This is a genomic window from Vibrio sp. 2130-1 (genome assembly GCF_033339515.1).
Genome location: NZ_JAWOUT010000022.1, coordinates 34,951 through 50,943, shown reverse-complemented (window position 1 = coordinate 50,943; position 15,993 = coordinate 34,951). Strand labels below are relative to the sequence as shown.

Genomic DNA, 15,993 nt, shown 5'->3' with positions numbered 1-15,993 from the left:
TGGTGATTTCTCCAATTGATTTTCCGGTGTAGCGGTTTCCGACGTCTCGGAAAACCAAGTAGTTCTCTCAAAGTTACCTCTATTAACGACACCAAATTCAGAAGCTTTAGAAAAAAGTTTAAAAAAATAACATTGCGAGATTTAGCTAATAAAATTGAAGAAAAGTAAGAAAAAGTGCTCAAGTTTCCACAAATCGAGCCGAGAGGGCTAAATTGTATAGAAAACCAGCAAAAGGAAACAATTAAAGGTAAGTTCGCAGACGATAGACGTGAAAATTAGAAAAGAAAAAGCCCCTTTTCCTTTGAGAGAACTGGGGCTAGGTTGGTCGCCAGAGCCTATGTGGAGATCAAGAGAAATGAACACATTTCCGGCATACCGAGTGCAACTTTACATTGAAAATGATTGGCAGGTGAGAGATGAGAGAGCCGCTCATTCTATTGTAAAGTTGCTTGCCAAAAGCCTGCATTCCCATCCACGTCTGAATGTATTGAGTACAGGCTAAGTAAACTACTGCAATAGTGACATTGCAGAGTTTGGCAACTGTTTCGCTTGAGCAAGAATCGATGTACCTGCTTGTTGCAAAATTTGTGCTTTGGTCATTTGCGTGGTTTCTTTCGCAAAATCTGTATCTTTAATTCGGCTGTTCGATGCGTCAACGTTTTCTTGGATATTCGCCAAGTTGTTGATGCTGTGACTCAAACGGTTTTGCTTCGCACCTAAGTCTGCACGTTGCGAGTCTACGTATTTCAGTGCCGAATCCAGCACAGAAATCGCGTTTTGAGAACCTTGTACCGTGGTCATATCAATATCTTGTACTGACGTTCTGATAGGTTCATCACTCAGGCCAAGCTCAGATGCTAATCCACCAGAAATAGAAATCTCACCCTGAACGTTTGGATGCGCGACAAAAACTTGCAACTTGCCATCTTCACTTACAGACGCATTAATCATATCAGACTGACCATTAATGTAAGTGGCAAGCTCTTCGATGTCGTCGCCCGCTTTGGCATTAATGTTGATTTCTAGATCATCAACATTGCCGTCTTCGTCTTCACCCATACCTGGTAGCGTGATCTTCAAGTCAGATTTAGCTGGGTCAACGCTCCAGTTTTTATCTTTACCATTTTCAGATAAGAAGGTCACACCGCCCATGCGAGTATCGTCCGCACGAATGCTGGTGAGTCCCATGATCATGGCTTCACCTGAGCTCGCACCAATCTGGAATGCTGCTTCACCGAATGAGCCATTCAATAGACGACGACCACCAAATGAAGTGGTTTCTGCAATACGGTTTAGCTCGTCAATCAATGCCATTGACTCTTCGTTGATCGCCTGACGCTCAGCCGGAGAGTTAGTACCGTTCGATGATTGAATCGCAAGGTCACGCATTCGTTGCATGACAGAGGTTGCCTCATTCATCGCACCTTCAGCGGTTTGTGCAATCGAGATACCATCGTTCGCGTTACGCATTGCGACATCTAGGCCACGAGACTGTGCAGTTAAGCGGTTAGAGATCTGTAGACCTGCCGCATCATCTTTTGCACTGTTAATCTTATGTCCTGAAGATAAGCGCTCCATCGACGTGTTTAATTCATCAGTCGCTTTGTTTAAGTAACGCTGCGCGGTCATCGCGGAGACGTTAGTACTAACTGTTACAGCCATTTTGCTCTCCTGTTGAGTTCGCAAGCTTTTGCGAAGCGGCCAGCTTTACTCTCATTTGGATAAGCACTGACCGTAAAAGTTACTTGCTAAATCTGCCTTAAACGCAGGGTTTAGAATCTCTAAATCTGTTCTGATATTTTCAATACAATTTGTGTGCCAACTTTCGTAAATTATTTAACCACTTTTAAAAGAATCAAATAAACAATAAGTTAGCTTTATCATTAAGCTATTTCCGGTTTGTCAGACTCATCTTAGCCCAAGGGTATTGAACGCTGCCCTGTTGCCGCCCGACTTGCCTCCCGTATCATTGCCGCTTTGGGTAAAATCGTGCCGCATGACATCTCAGACTCTCAGGTTACGTCGACTTATCGCGCTTAAGGCTTTGCACATAAGGCATCAAAATCAGACAATGTGTATGAGTGTCATACTAGATGTAGTTAAACAACGTTAGATCTTTGGTCTTACCGAATGCTTGTTGCGATGCCTGTAACGCTCGCGAGTTTTCACTGAACTCGATCACGGCTTTGGAGTAATCCAAATCCTCAAAGTTGCTCTTCGCTTTTGCCAGAGACAAATTAAAGTCTTCATGATTTTGCTCTTGGATATCCAGCGTACTCAATCGAGCACCGGCATCTGTACGCGCTTTATTCAAATGGATAAAAGCAGCGTGGAATTCTTCTGTCATTTGGTGCAATTTGGCGGTCGCTGACGTATCCGAAACCGATTTGTCTGACCATGCCATTGCATCCTTGAAGGTATCGAAAATGCTGAACTCTGCCCGCTTTTCGATCTCAATGCTGTCACCAGGCGTAATTTGGCCTTTTACGTGCACTTTCAGGCCTTTGTATTCAATCCCTTTCTCTGGAGAAAACTCATCGGCATCCACTACTTTGCCGTTACGCTCTAATTGGTAACCAAATTTGCCGTTATTCATATCGACAAATGTCACGCGATACGCCGCATCATCCTTAGCGTCAACGTTAGTAGCTTTGTTTAGCAACAGCTCAGAGCCATTTTGTAGATCGTAATTCGGCTGATAGTCGCCAAATGGGTTTGGTATCTCCATAAACAGCTTGCTGCCAGGATCGTTCATTGGCATCTCAAGCATGCTGGAGACTTTCATTTTGCGCTGATAATCGTCCCCAGCGTATTGCACGCTACCGTCTTTATCGCGATAAAATGGTTGGCTTTTTGGCTTAGTGCCAGCAAACACGTAGTTACCAGATTCATCTTGCGAGTTCACCAAGTTAAGGAAGTTGTTCGCAATCTCTTCTAGCTCACGCTTCTTTGCTTGTCGGTCTTCCGCAGAAAACGCACCGTTAATCATCTCCATCGTTAAGCGCTTCGACTCGTCGGCAAAATTCTCCGCATTGGCGATATTAACTTCGTGGTTTTCTAGACGATTACGCACCAACACTATCGAGCTAAGATATTGTTGTAGCTGTTCTTGTTGCTGACTAATGTTTTGGATGTAATGCGCAGCGAGGGGGTCGTCACTAGGTTTCAGTAACTTTTTCCCTGAAGCAAGCTGCTCTTGGTTGTGGTGAACCTTATTCTCTTGACGACGCAGATCATTTTGTACGGACTGATAGTTATGGAAACTAGAAATTCGGGTTAGCACTTATCTCTTCTCCTTACCTCAGTTGTAAAATGGTATTGAAGGTATCATTCGCCGCTTGCATCACACGTGATGAAGCCATGTACGCTTGTTGAAACTTCATCATGTTGGCCGCTTCTTCATCGAGGTTAACACCAGAAATAGAAGCAACGCGCTCTTGCGCCGCTTCATGCTCTAAACGAGCGACAGAGGCTAAACGGTTTGCTGTAGAAGATTTCAGTCCAACTTCAGTATTGAGGTTATGATAAACATCGATCAAGGTACTGGATTTTCCATCCATCATCTTGTCTGTTTGGATCTTCTGCATTTTTCTCAAGTTGCCGTTACCACCTTCAGAAGGCACCAAGTTTGCGGTGAATTTATCATTCATCAGAGCGCCTTCGCTCAACTCAAACACGGTTGCATCGCCGTTTTTATACAGCGGATGGCTTTTCGGCACTGAGATTTCAATCATCGGGTTATCTTTATCTAACGGGTATGAGTATTTGTCCGATAGTAAATTACCCTTGTTATCCGTGATCTTTAACCACGGCTTATCATGCTTCTCGTCGGCTGGTTGTACGGTAACCTCAAACTCTTTAACATCCCCCGCCTCACGAATTTTAAACTTGGCGTTACCTTGTGCAAAAGTGGTTGAGGCTTCATAACTTTGTGCGGCAATAGCTTTTGCGTCATTGGTTTCCATCTTTATGATGGCTGCACCACTTCTCGTTGGGCGGAGCAATACGCGCTCACCGGCGCCAAGGCCTTCACCAATTTGCACTTTCATACCATCCAGAACAAATGACGAATCCGAACGGTCGATGTTCAACGACATTTGCTCACCTTTCGGTGTTGTCACGCTGTATTGATCGCCATCATAACGCAGCGAATATTCACCACCTTTGATCGCGGAAATATCCTCAATGTAAACCGCAACATCAGCTTGGGAGTCAGGCGCAGCAAAAACTCGAGATTTTGCCACCAGCTCAGAGTTCGCGTCGGTAAATACGTCTTTACCTATCTTACCGTTGAGATCCAGACCTTGAGATTGCAGCTGATTAATTTTGTAGGAGAAGCCCGTTGCTAAACGGCCCATTTCATCTTGCAGTTGTGGGATGTGTTTGTCGCGCATTTCAAGTAAAGCGCCGATTTTGCCATCCATATCATCAGACTTGATCGCTTTAATGCCATTCCCTTCCACCATTGCTAATCGTCTTTGATGAACATCCGGATAGCCATCGATCATTTTGAGCTGGCTTGCTTCCGTGCCAGAAACAAGAGTGTGTCCATTGCCGATATGAACATTAAACCCTTCCGCATTTTTGCGTGGGGTTACGGTAACTTTGGTGTACTCTGACAGCTCAGTAACCAGCTTTTCATGCTGATCCATCAGGTCATTATGTGGACCGGGAGTACGCATCATCAGTCGATGAATATCGCGAATTTCCAACGCAAGTTGATTAACGCGCTCAATGCCCATATCCAATTTTTTATTGGTGACATCAGATTGCAGTCGCACGGTTTCGTGGAAATCATTTAATGTATCAGAGAAGATTTTCGCCTTTTCCAATACCACTTTTCGTGCCCCTAAATCGTTCGGGGTATCTGCCATGGTTTTTACCGCATCGAACCACTCATTCAGGTTCTCGGGAATTTTCTTCGATGCCACAGAGCTCAACATGCTAGAAAGCATATCAAGATTATCTTGGGTATCCGTTTTGTTGGCATTGTTGGTCGACGACAGGTTCAGTTCATTCACGGCAAACTGATCCCACGAGCGGCGAACATTTTCCACATGCACACCCATGCCGTAGGTAGAACCACCGAACATGCGCGGATCATTCGTGCCTTGGATAACAGACTGACGGCTATAACCCTCTGTATTAACATTAGAAATGTTATGACCAGTGGTGTTTAATTGTCTCTGAGCAGTAAGCACACTTTGAGTACCTACATTCAGAAGATCTGACGCCATACATGCCCCCAAAAACGAAATATAAATCGGCAAAACCGATCACCTAGACACATTAAAAGCAAAAGATGTGCCAAGTGATAGAAAGGCGTAGATGTTCAGATAAAGTGAAGGCTTGCACTATGGCAAGCCTTCGAGAACGTCATAAATTGTCGCAGAGACATTACATACTTTCGATTTTATCCTTCACCTGCAGGACTTTATCTGCGTAATTCGGATCGGTCGCGTAACCCGCACTGTGGATACCGCGAATAAACGACTCTGAATTCCCGCGTTGCTGCAATGCTGTATCGTAACGTGGGTTGTCATTCAAAAATCGTACAAAGTCATTAAAGCTGTCTTCGTAACTTGAGTAGGAGCGAAACGCTGCCGTCTCTTTCACTGGCGTGTTATCGTGGAACTCTAAAGTTTGAGTCGTCACTTTGTCACCCTGCCAGCTTCGATCTGCTTTGATATTAAATAAGTTGTTGCTGCTGCCACGCGCGTTCTTCACGACCTTTTGTCCCCACCCCGTTTCCAAAGCGGCTTGCGCAAGTAGCAAAGATGGCTCGACACCTAGGGCTTTCGCAGCTTTCTCCGCGTATGGCTTCATCGAGTTAACAAAGGATTCTGGTGAATCGAATCGAGTGGGTTCATTGCTTGGTCGAGATAATTGACCAGATTCAATCAAGCGCTGTTCAATCTCGCGCGCTTTTTTCGGGTCAACACGACGATATTCCGCAGCATTGTTTGCCGCATCACGCATAGCCGTTTCTTTTTTGTCGTTCCCTTGCCCAGCCGTTAATTGCTTAACAATCATATCGGCCAGTCCCATTGAACCAGACGAACTCAATTCACTCGCCATCTGTTCATCCAACATTTGTCGGTAGAACTTCTCGTTTTGGCTGTTCATCATGTTGGACTCAAAGCCCTCATTGGCTTCACGCATGGATTTCAACATCATGGAGGTGAAGATCGATTCGAACTGACGAGCAGCCGCATGCAATGCTTCTTGCTCGCCATCTTTTCCCTCTTTCACTGCTTTTTGACGCAGAGTATCCAGAGAACTGATGTCATGGATAAAACCAATGTCGTTAGGATTGTTCATTATACCTACCTCCTAACCATTAAATGATGATCAACTGGCCTTCAATGGCACCAGCTTGCTTCAATGCTTGTAAAATTGCCATCAAGTCCGAAGGCGCAGCCCCGACTTGGTTCACGGCACGGACCAAATCATCCAACGTTAAGCCTGGTTCGAACTTAAACATTTTGCCTTGCTCTTCGCTGACTTCGATATCCGAGTCTGGTACGACTACGGTTTGCCCACCAGAAAAGCCGTTAGGTTGGCTAACATTCAGGTTTTCTTTGATCGCAACCGTCATGCCGCCGTGCGTTACTGCTGCTGGTTTAAGACGCACATGCTTACCAACTACGATGGTGCCCGTGCGAGAGTTAACGATGATTTTGGCTGCACCATCTGCTGGGTCGAACTCTAGGTTTTCGATTGCCGATAAGAAGGCAACACGCTGGCTGACGTCACGAGGAGCACGCACGCGCACTGATGTCGCGTCAACAGCGCTCGCCATTTGTGGGCCAAGGAAGTTGTTTACAGCATCCGCCATACGTTGAGCCGTTGTGAAGTCTGACTCAAGCAAGTTGAACGTGATGTAATCACCACGACCAAATGGGTTTGGAATTTCTCGCTCTACTGTCGCACCACTAGAGATAAGACCAACGGTTGGATTGTTACCTACGATTTTAGAACCGTCAGCGCCTTCAGCACTGAAGCCGCTCACTACTAAGTTACCTTGAGCAACCGCGTAAACTTGACCGTCGAGACCTTTGAGGAACGTTTGTAGTAGCGTACCACCACGCAAACTTTTAGCACTTCCGATGGAAGAGACAGTCACGTCCACTTGCTGACCCGGTTTAGAGAAAGGCGGCAATTCTGCCGTAACCATGACTGCGGCAACGTTTTTAATTTTTGGCTTTGTGCCCGGCGGCATCTGAATGCCGAAGTTTTGCAGCATGGCGGCGAAACTTTGCTCTGTAAACGGGTTCGCTTCACCCGTACCAGGTAAGCCTGAAACCAAACCATAACCCACGAGTTGGTTGCTTCGTACACCTGCCACTTGCGCGACGTCTTTGATACGTGCGGCTTGGGCTACGGTAGAAAACAGAGCAACGCTCATCAGTACTAAAAGGAGTTTTTTCATGCTTACTTATCTCTTGCAGTCAAATTGCCGTCAGCACGGCGTGTTATAGCGCTACATTAAAGAATCGTGCCAAGAAGCCTGGCTCTTGCATATCTTGTTGCAAACCAGTGCCAGAGTACTGAATTCTTGCGTTAGAAACGCGATTTGATGCAATGGTGTTGTCGAAATTAATATCATCCGGACGAATAGTGCCACTTAAACGTATGTACTCATCACCCGTATTTAGCGTCATCCACTTCTCACCGCGGATCACGAGGTTGCCGTTTGCCAGTACTTCGATCACCTCAACAGTGATGTAACCACTGATGCTGTTGCTCTGCTTTGCAGAAGAGTCACCTGCAAATGAGTTGGAGTTGTTTAAGTCATAAGAGAAATTATATTTTCCGCCAATTTGCAGCTCTTCTCCGCCCACTTGAAGCGGGTCCATTTGCGCTTCATTGGTTTTCGATAAATCGGCATTTGCGCTTTTCGTCGCACTGGTTGTCTCATCCAGTGTTACGGTAATAATGTCGCCAATACCACGTGGTTTAGAATCGTCGTAGAGATCGGTAATGTGCTCGGCGCTAAACAACGAACCTGTTGCAGCAGCATAATGCTCAGGTTTGTTTTTCGGATGAATTGGAGCCCAAGCAGGATCGCCAGCAACCGGATCGCTTCTACCACGTAAAGTATCTACAATACCGCTGCTCTCTTCTTTCGATTTATCGCCTTCTACTGCGTCGACCACAGTGGTTGCTTGTGTCACTTCATCCGTTTCAATCGGCTCCAACATGGCACAGCCCGACATCGTAGCAATCAAAGCGAGTAGGCAAATACGTTTCATCGTGAGCTCCTCAAATCTTGCTCTTAATCGTTACAATTGCTGGTTAACGAAGCTCATCATCTTATCGACTGACGAGATCACTTTTGAGTTCATTTCGTAAACGCGCTGGGCTTCGATCATGTTGACCAACTCTTCCGTTACATTCACATTGGACGCTTCCAGCATGGATTGACGAATTTCCCCCAAACCGTCCAAACCGGGAACACCCTCTTGTGGATCGCCACTGGCCCCCGTTGGTAAGTAAAGGTTCTGACCAATTGGCTCTAGGCCACCTGGGTTAACAAAGTCTGTAATGGTTAGCTGACCAACGACTTGGTTGTCTTGCTGACCACGGACGCGAACCGACACTTCACCATCCGTACCGACAGTAATAGAAATCGCATCTTCTGGAATCACAATTTCAGGCTCTACAGGGTAGCCAGAACCCGACGTGACTAACGTGCCTTCACCATTTAGCGTGAACTGACCGTTACGGGTATAACCGATGTTGCCGTCCGGCAATGTCACTTGGAAAAAACCGTCGCCTTCCACCATCATGTCCAGTGCGTTGGTCGTTGTCTGTGCATTGCCGTGCGTGTGCACTTTTTGCGTCGCAACCACTTTAGAACCCGCACCTAACATCAAGCCACTTGGCAGTTCCGTGTTCTGAGATGACTGGCCGCCAGGCTGGTTGATGTTCTGATAGAACAAATCTTCGAATACTGCACGGCTCTTTTTGTAGCCGACAGTAGAAGCGTTCGCCAAGTTGTTCGAAATCGTGGCAATGTTGGTTTGTTGGGCGTCTAGACCTGTTTTACTTACCCATAGTGCTGGATGCATAGTGAACCTCTAACTCTGTTAACTCATACGAAGCAGTGAATCTGAAGATTTATCCATTTCTTCAGCTGTGCTCATCATCTTGACTTGCATTTCAAACTGACGTTGTAAGTCAATCAATGCGGTCATTTCACCTACGGCATTCACGTTACTGCCTTCTATCGCTCCCGTCTGGAGGCTAACAGTCGCGTCAGCTTCGTAAGGTTGGTTTGGAGTTTTATGGCGAAATAAGCCATTGGTGTCTTTAAACAAGCTTTGGTCATTAGGCTTAACAAGCTTAATGCGATCAACCGCTTGGAATTCTTCTGCCGGGGCACCTTGAGGAAGCACAGAGATGGTGCCATCCCGACCGATTTCAATTTTGGAGAGAGGAATAGGCAAAGTAATCGGCGCATCGTTTTCACCCAGCACCAAATGACCACTTGCGTTGGTAAGCATGCCATTTTGATCGACTTTTAGGTTGCCGTTACGGGTCAACCCTTCTTTCCCTGTGTGATCGAGTACCGATATCCAGCCGCTGCCTTCAATCGTCACATCCAGATCACGCCCTGTTGTAATCACGCTACCTTGAGCAAAGTTATGCCCTGGACGCTCTGTCATGCTGAACACACGTGAAGGATGGCCTTCACCATAAGCCTGCATTGAGCGAGCCTGTGCTAAATCAGCCCGAAATCCGGTCGTGCTTACGTTAGCCAAGTTATTAGCGCGCAATTGTAGTGCCTGCATATTTTGCTTGGCGCCACTCATTGCGAGAAACAGTGCGCGATCCATAAATTACTCCAAAAAATCTCTCTGTACACGGAGTAAAAGCAATAGTTATGCCAAAATAAAAATAGACTTACTAATCAATATCTTGAATTAATAACAAACTATTAAAAGAGGTCAATAGAGGCAGAAAACTGTAACGAGAGGCAAGGTTTTGATCCATACGGCGGCAACAGCGGCAAATCGTAGATCAAAGCATGCTTAGCCTGAGTGAGGTGTATTCAGGCTAAGCATCAGATGAATGTCATGATGAAAATGAACAAAGCGGTAATTACTAAGAAGCAATCACACGCCATTGCTTACTCAAGCAGAGTATCGAATGACCCAGCTAGTGCTCTAGCGGATCTGTAAGATATTCTGTTGTAGTTGGTTGTGTACTTCTAGCGAACGTGAGTTTGCTTGGAAGTTACGCTGAGCAGAGATCAGGTCCACCAACTCCTGCGTCATATCAATGTTTGACTGTTCCAGCATACCGTTATTGATGGTGCCGAAAGAGCCTTTATTTGATTCACCCCAGATCTTGTCACCCGAGAACTGCGTTGAATCCCATTGAGTGCCGCCTTTCTTATCCAGACCTTGCTCGTTTGGAACACGTACGAGAGCAACACGACCCAATGTAACGTTTTCACCGTTTGAGTAAGTTCCCAATACGCTGCCGTTTTCATCGAAGTCAACTTTGGTTAGGAAGCCCGTTGTTGCACCGTCTTCGTCAAACTTAGTCAGTTCGAACGGAGCCGCAAACTGTGTTGCTGAGCCTAAGCCGAAGTTAAGCGTCTGCGCAGGATCGGCACCATTCATATCGACTGGTGTCGTGTTCGTCGCCGGATCGCCTAATGCCACAGACGTAATTGGCTGACCATTGTTCAAGCTCGCCAACGTACCATCGTTGTTGAACTTCATGGTATGACCCACATGGCCTGTTGGCGTTTGTGCATCACCTGCCGCAACATTTAAAGGCTTTTCACCTTCTTTATCTGTCACGGTGTAGTAAGTGTTCCACGTGTTTGGCTGAGTCTGATCTTTCAAGTAGTACGTCGTTAGCTTGTAAGACTGACCCATCGAGTCATAAATAGTCGAAGAAGTTGAACGGTTGTATGTATCTGGGTCTGAAAAATCAAACTGAGTCGGATCTTTCAAATCGCCGTTAGCTGGCAAGTTCACGCCCACTTCAATGTTTGCTGTTTGCTTTGGCTTACCAAATTCAGCAGGAATATTGATAGGTTGTGGCTCGTATGAAGAAACCTCACCAGAGCTTGGGTCCACTTGGTAACCTAATAAGAACTCGTCGTTCGCGGTCACCATGTAGTTTTCTTTATTTAAGTGAAATGCACCATTACGTGTCAGTTCATTCTGTTGTGGAGTTAGACGCTCTTTCGCTACAGCGAAGAAACCTGTCCCCGAAACACGCAGATCCATTGGGTTGTTGGTGTAAATGCTTGAGCCTTCATGGAACTGCTGCGCCACTTGGCTTGCTTGCGCACCACCACCCGGCGTGGTTTTTGCGTTAGTAAATAAAGAGTTAGAGTAAACATCAGCAAACTCAGCACGGGACTCTTTAAAGCCGTACGTGTTGGCGTTCGCAATGTTGTTACTGGTGGTGTTCAAATCCAGTTGGGCGGCGGACAAACCGCTTAAAGATACATATGACATTCCAAAATCTCCTAATCTAGCGAGCTATGACTACGCTTTGCCGACTTCCAATACTTCTGCAAGTCGAACTGGTGATTCAAAACCAGCCAGATTGAGTAATACGTTTCCGTCACCTTTGCCAAGCAATACGCTGTTTACGTTGGCATACGTCGATACTGGGAACTCTTGCGACTCCCCTTCAACTAAGCCAGACGCTTTCACTTTGTATTTGCCAGCTGGCAGTGGATTTCCGCTTTCATCTTTACCGTCCCAAAGCACACGCGTGTCGCCGGCTGGTTTCGCCCCTACCTCAAAGGTACGAACCAGTTGGCCAGCTTCATCCTCTACACGAACAAACAGATTATCGATAGATTGTGAAAGCTTAACCATTGCCGCCATTGGTGCGTCGTCCTGCTTCACACCTGCTGCTCCTGGGACCAATACGTCACGCCCTACCAAAGAGGAAGCTTGTAACGCTTGATTTGATGTCATTGACGAATTCAAACTCTCAAACTGAGTGTTCATCTTGCCAATGCCATCAACGGTCGCAAATGAAGCCATTTGCGCAATCATCTGGTCATTGCTTACCGGCTTAAAAGGGTCTTGCTGAGACAGTTGCTTCGTGAGCAATGATAAGAAGTCTTCCTGTTTTAGGTCCTGCTTACCCGTGCTCTCTTCCGCTTTCTTGTTACTCTCTTGTAGACTTTTAAGCTGGTCGATATAGGACAAGCCGCTTTGACCAACGTTGTTAATTCCGGCCATACGCTACCCCCTTATCCTTATTGACCCATCTGCAGCGTACGCAGCAGCATTTGTTTACTAGAATCAGCGACCTGCACATTAGTTTGGTATGCACGAGAAGCTGAAATCATGTTTGCCATTTCTTCCATTACATTGACGTTAGGCTTGTAGATGTAGCCTTCTTCGTTTGCAAGGGGATGGTCTGGGTTGTACTCCGCACTCAGCGGTTTATCACTTTCTACAATACCCATCACTTTCACTGGCACCGTATCACCGCCACGCATGGCGTTACTTAACTCTGCACCAAACACTGCATGACGCGCTTTGTAAGTGTCTTTCGCAGAGCTGCTGACACTGTCGGCGTTCGCCAAGTTGCTTGAGGTAGTATTCAGACGAACGGATTCAGCGCTCATTGCGGAACCTGTCACATTGAAAACGTTAAATAAGCTCATCTAAATTATTCCCCTTTGATTGCTTTGGTTAAGTTCTTGAATTTGCTGCCTAGAAAGTCGAGTGATGCTTGGTGTCTGATTTGGTTTTGCATAAACAAGTTACGCTCTAAATCCAAGTCTACCGTGTTGCCATCTCCCGTATCTGGTTGCGTAGGAAGACGATATAACTTGTCCCCAACCAACGTCGTAGTGGCAGGAATATGCCGACCATCTGTGCGACTAAGACCAATGCTTGCCCCAGATGTTGCCGCTTGCAATTCCTTCGCAAAGTCTAAACCTCTTGCTTTGTAACCAGGCGTGTTTGCTTGTGCGATGTTGGTGGAAATCACCTCTGCATTGCGCTCACGTACGCCCACCGTGTGCTGGTGGATGCCTAGTGCATTGTCAAAAGATATAGCCATGTTTGCCTCTACAATTAAGAACTGACCGTGATTGATAACCAAAAAGCAATTAGCATGCCAAAACCTAAAGCATTACACCAACCTAGTGGTTACCGTGAATTGAAATAGCAATAAGTGAGCCAAAGTAACTGGAATGTCATGTCGTATCACTTTGCTCACTTAATAAAGATACACCGTGTTGAGGGCACAAGGCAAAAACGCGCTTCAACTAATTGAGTGATACATGAAGCGCTCGGCGCAGAAAGGTAACAAACAAAAAAGCCTGACACGAAGTCAGGCTTTTCTATCAATGAAGAGATACCGCTATTTAAGCTTGTAAATGATGCCCGGATTACAGCGCACCATTTCAAATTTATCAGTCAGACCAGTTAGCGACTCTGATGCCCCTAACAGCAAGTAACCACCAGGGTTTAAACTGCTCGCCATTTGGTTAAGCACTTTAGATTTCATTTCTGGAGAAAAGTAAATCAATACGTTACGACAGAAAATGATGTCGAACTTACCCATCAGTGCGTAACTGTCCATCAGGTTTTGTGGACGAAAGTTCACCAAACGCTTGACGTTATCTTTGACTTTCATGCGACCACCGTCCGCATTTTCAAAGAAGGTGCGACGACGTTCTGGTGAAAGCCCGCGACCCAAAGCCAAGTTGTCGTACACCCCTGCACGACACATCTCGAGCATACTTGCCGAAATATCTGTGGCTGTAATGGACACGTTTGGTAACAAGCCCGGCTTGCGCTGTTGCGTTTCCAGGATCGTCATTGCAATAGAATACGGTTCTTGGCCCGATGAACTGGCAGCAGACCAGATCTTAATTGGGCGCTTGCTTGCCGCTACTTCTGGCAATAATTTGTCAGCTAAAACCGTGAACGGATAAGTATCTCGAAACCACAAGGTTTCGTTAGTCGTCATCGCATCCACAGCGGCGACTCGTAATTCTCGATTACGCCCTGTAACAACATCACGTAGCAAATCTGATAACGATGCGAGCTTAAACTTCGTCACTAAAGGACTCAGTCGGCTACGCACGAGGTATTGCTTGCTATCACCTAACACGATGCCACATTGCGATTCTAGAAAACGGCTAAAGTCACGATACTCTTGATCACTGATTGTAATAGCAGTCATTAATGTCTCTTTTATTGTGTTAATGCAGATTTAACCGCGTTACCCAACTCATCTGGGTTAAATTTCGCAATGAAGGTGTTGGCACCTACACGCTCAACCATAGCTTGGTTGAATACACCACTTAATGAAGAATGGAGGATAACATAAAGGTCTTTCAAATCGGCATGTCTGCGAATTTCAGCCGTTAAGGTATAGCCGTCCATTTCTGGCATTTCAATATCGGAAATAACCAACGAAATTTGATCGTAGATATTGCCTTCTTGAGCCATTTCAATCAACTTATTGTACGCTTCTTTGCCGTCTTTGACAGATACGACCTCAAAACCGATGGATGTAATCGCACGCTCTACCTGTTTACGCGCGACCGTCGAGTCATCAGCAATCAGTATGCGGCGTACAATAGGCTTTTCTTGTTCTGCTTGTGCGATTTCTTCGCCAATAGCGGAATCCATCGTTTCATCAACTGGCGCAATTTCTGCCAGGATTTTTTCAACGTCAAGGATTTCAACCAGCTCATTGTCAATGTTTGTAACGGCAGTCAAGTAGTGCGCTTTACCTGCGCCGTCTGGCGGTGGCAAAATCGCTTCCCAATGCATATTGATAATACGCTCAACCGATGATACCAAAAATGCTTGGATCGTACGGTTAAATTCTGCAATAACAACAAAACATTTATCTAAATCAGTGGTTGGGCGGCCACCAATTGCCAGGCTCAAATCAATAACGGACACGGTATGGCCGCGGATATGAGCGATACCTTTAACCAGAGGGTGTAGATTTGGCATTGAAGTCAGCTTAGGGCACTGTAGTACTTCTTTCACTTTGAATACGTTAATGCCGTAGCGCTGTCGGCCCATCAGTCGAAAGGTCAATAATTCCAATCGGTTCTGACCGACGAGTTGCGTACGCTGATTCACCGAGTCAAGAATCCCCGTCATATGCTCATCTCCATCTCAAACTTTTTGTTTTTAAATGATACTCTACCACTGGCAAGCACGATACCAGGGAGACAGTATGGCGTATTTCACTTTCACTTCGACACCATTGACTATGACAATATGTAGAGCGCTAATTACAAAGTACGCTAAGTCTATCGGCATTTTGCTCAGTATGTTTAGCTTTTTTGTTCATTCAGCTTCAGATAATCAGATCGAGCAAATAAAAACAGCAGCAGAACAACATATTCTTGCTACGGTTGATCAGCCTGATGGTGGCGAGCTATCTGTTAATGCGGCAGAGATCGACTCGAGAATAAAAGCAACGGATTGCCCTGTTCCGTTAGATACATCTGCCTCTTCCACCAGCAGCACGAGAAGTAACATCAATGTGTTAGTGGAATGCCAACCGGATGACTGGAAAGTCTATGTCCCTGTGAGGATCTCGGTATCAGTACCAATGATCGTCGCGACACGAACACTAGGGAGAGGAGAAATCGTCAGCGCATCGGATGTTACCACTTCCATGATCGAGCTACAGCGCTTTCGTAAAGATGGATTTTCTAGCTACGATCAAGTGGTTGGGGCAAAGCTAAAGCGTAATGTTCGCTTAGGCGATGTCGTAGAGAGAAATGATGTTTGTGTGGTATGCCGAAATGAAAAGGTCATTATCAAAGCGGTGAATTCTGGCATGACGATCACAACGCAAGGCACAGCATTGCAGGATGGTTCAGCTGGCGATCAAGTAAGAGTGAAAAATGATAAGTCACAACGTATAATAGAAGGCATAGTGACTGACATTGCGGAAATCACTGTTAATTTTTAATACCCACTGGTAGCGTGTTTAAACTGATCAATAAAAATGCAA

The 15,993-nt window shown here is 45.8% G+C and carries 15 protein-coding genes; 1 reads left to right on the top strand and 14 read right to left on the bottom strand.

The window, feature by feature from the left end:
• Positions 1-507 precede the first annotated feature (507 nt).
• The 14 genes from R7Q09_RS22185 to R7Q09_RS22120 form a co-directional block, all read right to left on the bottom strand.
• Positions 508-1,662, bottom strand: a complete 1,155-nt coding sequence (locus R7Q09_RS22185; protein ID WP_005382038.1) for a flagellin — start codon at positions 1,660-1,662, stop codon at positions 508-510.
• Positions 1,663-2,089: 427 nt separating this feature from the next.
• On the bottom strand, positions 2,090-3,283 hold the full coding sequence (gene flgL, locus R7Q09_RS22180; protein ID WP_005382037.1) for a flagellar hook-associated protein FlgL: 1,194 nt from the start codon (positions 3,281-3,283) through the stop codon (positions 2,090-2,092).
• A gap of 13 nt (positions 3,284-3,296) precedes the next feature.
• Complete coding sequence (gene flgK / locus R7Q09_RS22175; protein WP_213898983.1) at positions 3,297-5,237, bottom strand: flagellar hook-associated protein FlgK; 1,941 nt, start codon at positions 5,235-5,237, stop codon at positions 3,297-3,299.
• A 160-nt stretch (positions 5,238-5,397) separates the two neighbouring features.
• The gene (gene flgJ, locus R7Q09_RS22170; RefSeq protein ID WP_053807678.1) at positions 5,398-6,324 is read right to left on the bottom strand and encodes a flagellar assembly peptidoglycan hydrolase FlgJ; all 927 of its coding nucleotides are present in this window, start codon (positions 6,322-6,324) and stop codon (positions 5,398-5,400) included.
• Between the two features lie 16 nt (positions 6,325-6,340).
• On the bottom strand, positions 6,341-7,432 hold the full coding sequence (locus R7Q09_RS22165; RefSeq protein WP_005393118.1) for a flagellar basal body P-ring protein FlgI: 1,092 nt from the start codon (positions 7,430-7,432) through the stop codon (positions 6,341-6,343).
• Positions 7,433-7,475: 43 nt separating this feature from the next.
• Positions 7,476-8,255, bottom strand: coding sequence for a flagellar basal body L-ring protein FlgH (gene flgH, locus R7Q09_RS22160; protein ID WP_005382033.1), 780 nt, complete (start codon positions 8,253-8,255; stop codon positions 7,476-7,478).
• A gap of 30 nt (positions 8,256-8,285) precedes the next feature.
• Positions 8,286-9,074, bottom strand: coding sequence for a flagellar basal-body rod protein FlgG (gene flgG / locus R7Q09_RS22155; protein ID WP_005382032.1), 789 nt, complete (start codon positions 9,072-9,074; stop codon positions 8,286-8,288).
• Between the two features lie 18 nt (positions 9,075-9,092).
• Positions 9,093-9,842 (bottom strand): flagellar basal-body rod protein FlgF, encoded by a 750-nt coding sequence (gene flgF / locus R7Q09_RS22150; protein WP_005382031.1) that lies wholly within the window; start codon positions 9,840-9,842, stop codon positions 9,093-9,095.
• 330 nt (positions 9,843-10,172) lie between these two features.
• Positions 10,173-11,486, bottom strand: a complete 1,314-nt coding sequence (flgE, locus tag R7Q09_RS22145) for a flagellar hook protein FlgE (protein ID WP_005382030.1) — start codon at positions 11,484-11,486, stop codon at positions 10,173-10,175.
• A 30-nt stretch (positions 11,487-11,516) separates the two neighbouring features.
• A complete protein-coding gene (gene flgD, locus R7Q09_RS22140) occupies positions 11,517-12,227 on the bottom strand; it encodes a flagellar hook assembly protein FlgD (protein ID WP_005382029.1) in 711 nt (236 codons plus the stop codon).
• 17 nt (positions 12,228-12,244) lie between these two features.
• Positions 12,245-12,658 (bottom strand): flagellar basal body rod protein FlgC, encoded by a 414-nt coding sequence (gene flgC / locus R7Q09_RS22135; protein ID WP_005393132.1) that lies wholly within the window; start codon positions 12,656-12,658, stop codon positions 12,245-12,247.
• A gap of 5 nt (positions 12,659-12,663) precedes the next feature.
• Complete coding sequence (flgB, locus tag R7Q09_RS22130) at positions 12,664-13,059, bottom strand: flagellar basal body rod protein FlgB (RefSeq protein WP_005382026.1); 396 nt, start codon at positions 13,057-13,059, stop codon at positions 12,664-12,666.
• Positions 13,060-13,362: 303 nt separating this feature from the next.
• A complete protein-coding gene (locus R7Q09_RS22125) occupies positions 13,363-14,190 on the bottom strand; it encodes a CheR family methyltransferase (RefSeq protein WP_005382024.1) in 828 nt (275 codons plus the stop codon).
• Between the two features lie 11 nt (positions 14,191-14,201).
• Complete coding sequence (locus tag R7Q09_RS22120) at positions 14,202-15,128, bottom strand: chemotaxis protein CheV (RefSeq protein ID WP_005382022.1); 927 nt, start codon at positions 15,126-15,128, stop codon at positions 14,202-14,204.
• A 76-nt stretch (positions 15,129-15,204) separates the two neighbouring features.
• Here R7Q09_RS22120 and flgA point away from each other — a divergent pair, with 76 nt between their 5' ends.
• Positions 15,205-15,951, top strand: coding sequence for a flagellar basal body P-ring formation chaperone FlgA (gene flgA, locus R7Q09_RS22115; protein WP_005382020.1), 747 nt, complete (start codon positions 15,205-15,207; stop codon positions 15,949-15,951).
• Positions 15,952-15,993: the final 42 nt, after the last annotated feature.

Coding starts and splice junctions, on each gene's coding strand:
- R7Q09_RS22185 (WP_005382038.1), bottom strand. CDS start 1,662: ATGGCTGTAACAGTTAGTACTAACGTCTCCGCGATGACCGCGCAGCGT.
- flgK (WP_213898983.1), bottom strand. CDS start 5,237: ATGGCGTCAGATCTTCTGAATGTAGGTACTCAAAGTGTGCTTACTGCT.
- R7Q09_RS22165 (WP_005393118.1), bottom strand. CDS start 7,432: ATGAAAAAACTCCTTTTAGTACTGATGAGCGTTGCTCTGTTTTCTACC.
- flgH (WP_005382033.1), bottom strand. CDS start 8,255: ATGAAACGTATTTGCCTACTCGCTTTGATTGCTACGATGTCGGGCTGT.
- flgG (WP_005382032.1), bottom strand. CDS start 9,074: ATGCATCCAGCACTATGGGTAAGTAAAACAGGTCTAGACGCCCAACAA.
- flgF (WP_005382031.1), bottom strand. CDS start 9,842: ATGGATCGCGCACTGTTTCTCGCAATGAGTGGCGCCAAGCAAAATATG.
- flgE (WP_005382030.1), bottom strand. CDS start 11,486: ATGTCATATGTATCTTTAAGCGGTTTGTCCGCCGCCCAACTGGATTTG.
- flgD (WP_005382029.1), bottom strand. CDS start 12,227: ATGGCCGGAATTAACAACGTTGGTCAAAGCGGCTTGTCCTATATCGAC.
- flgC (WP_005393132.1), bottom strand. CDS start 12,658: ATGAGCTTATTTAACGTTTTCAATGTGACAGGTTCCGCAATGAGCGCT.
- flgB (WP_005382026.1), bottom strand. CDS start 13,059: ATGGCTATATCTTTTGACAATGCACTAGGCATCCACCAGCACACGGTG.
- R7Q09_RS22125 (WP_005382024.1), bottom strand. CDS start 14,190: ATGACTGCTATTACAATCAGTGATCAAGAGTATCGTGACTTTAGCCGT.
- R7Q09_RS22120 (WP_005382022.1), bottom strand. CDS start 15,128: ATGACGGGGATTCTTGACTCGGTGAATCAGCGTACGCAACTCGTCGGT.
- flgA (WP_005382020.1), top strand. CDS start 15,205: ATGGCGTATTTCACTTTCACTTCGACACCATTGACTATGACAATATGT.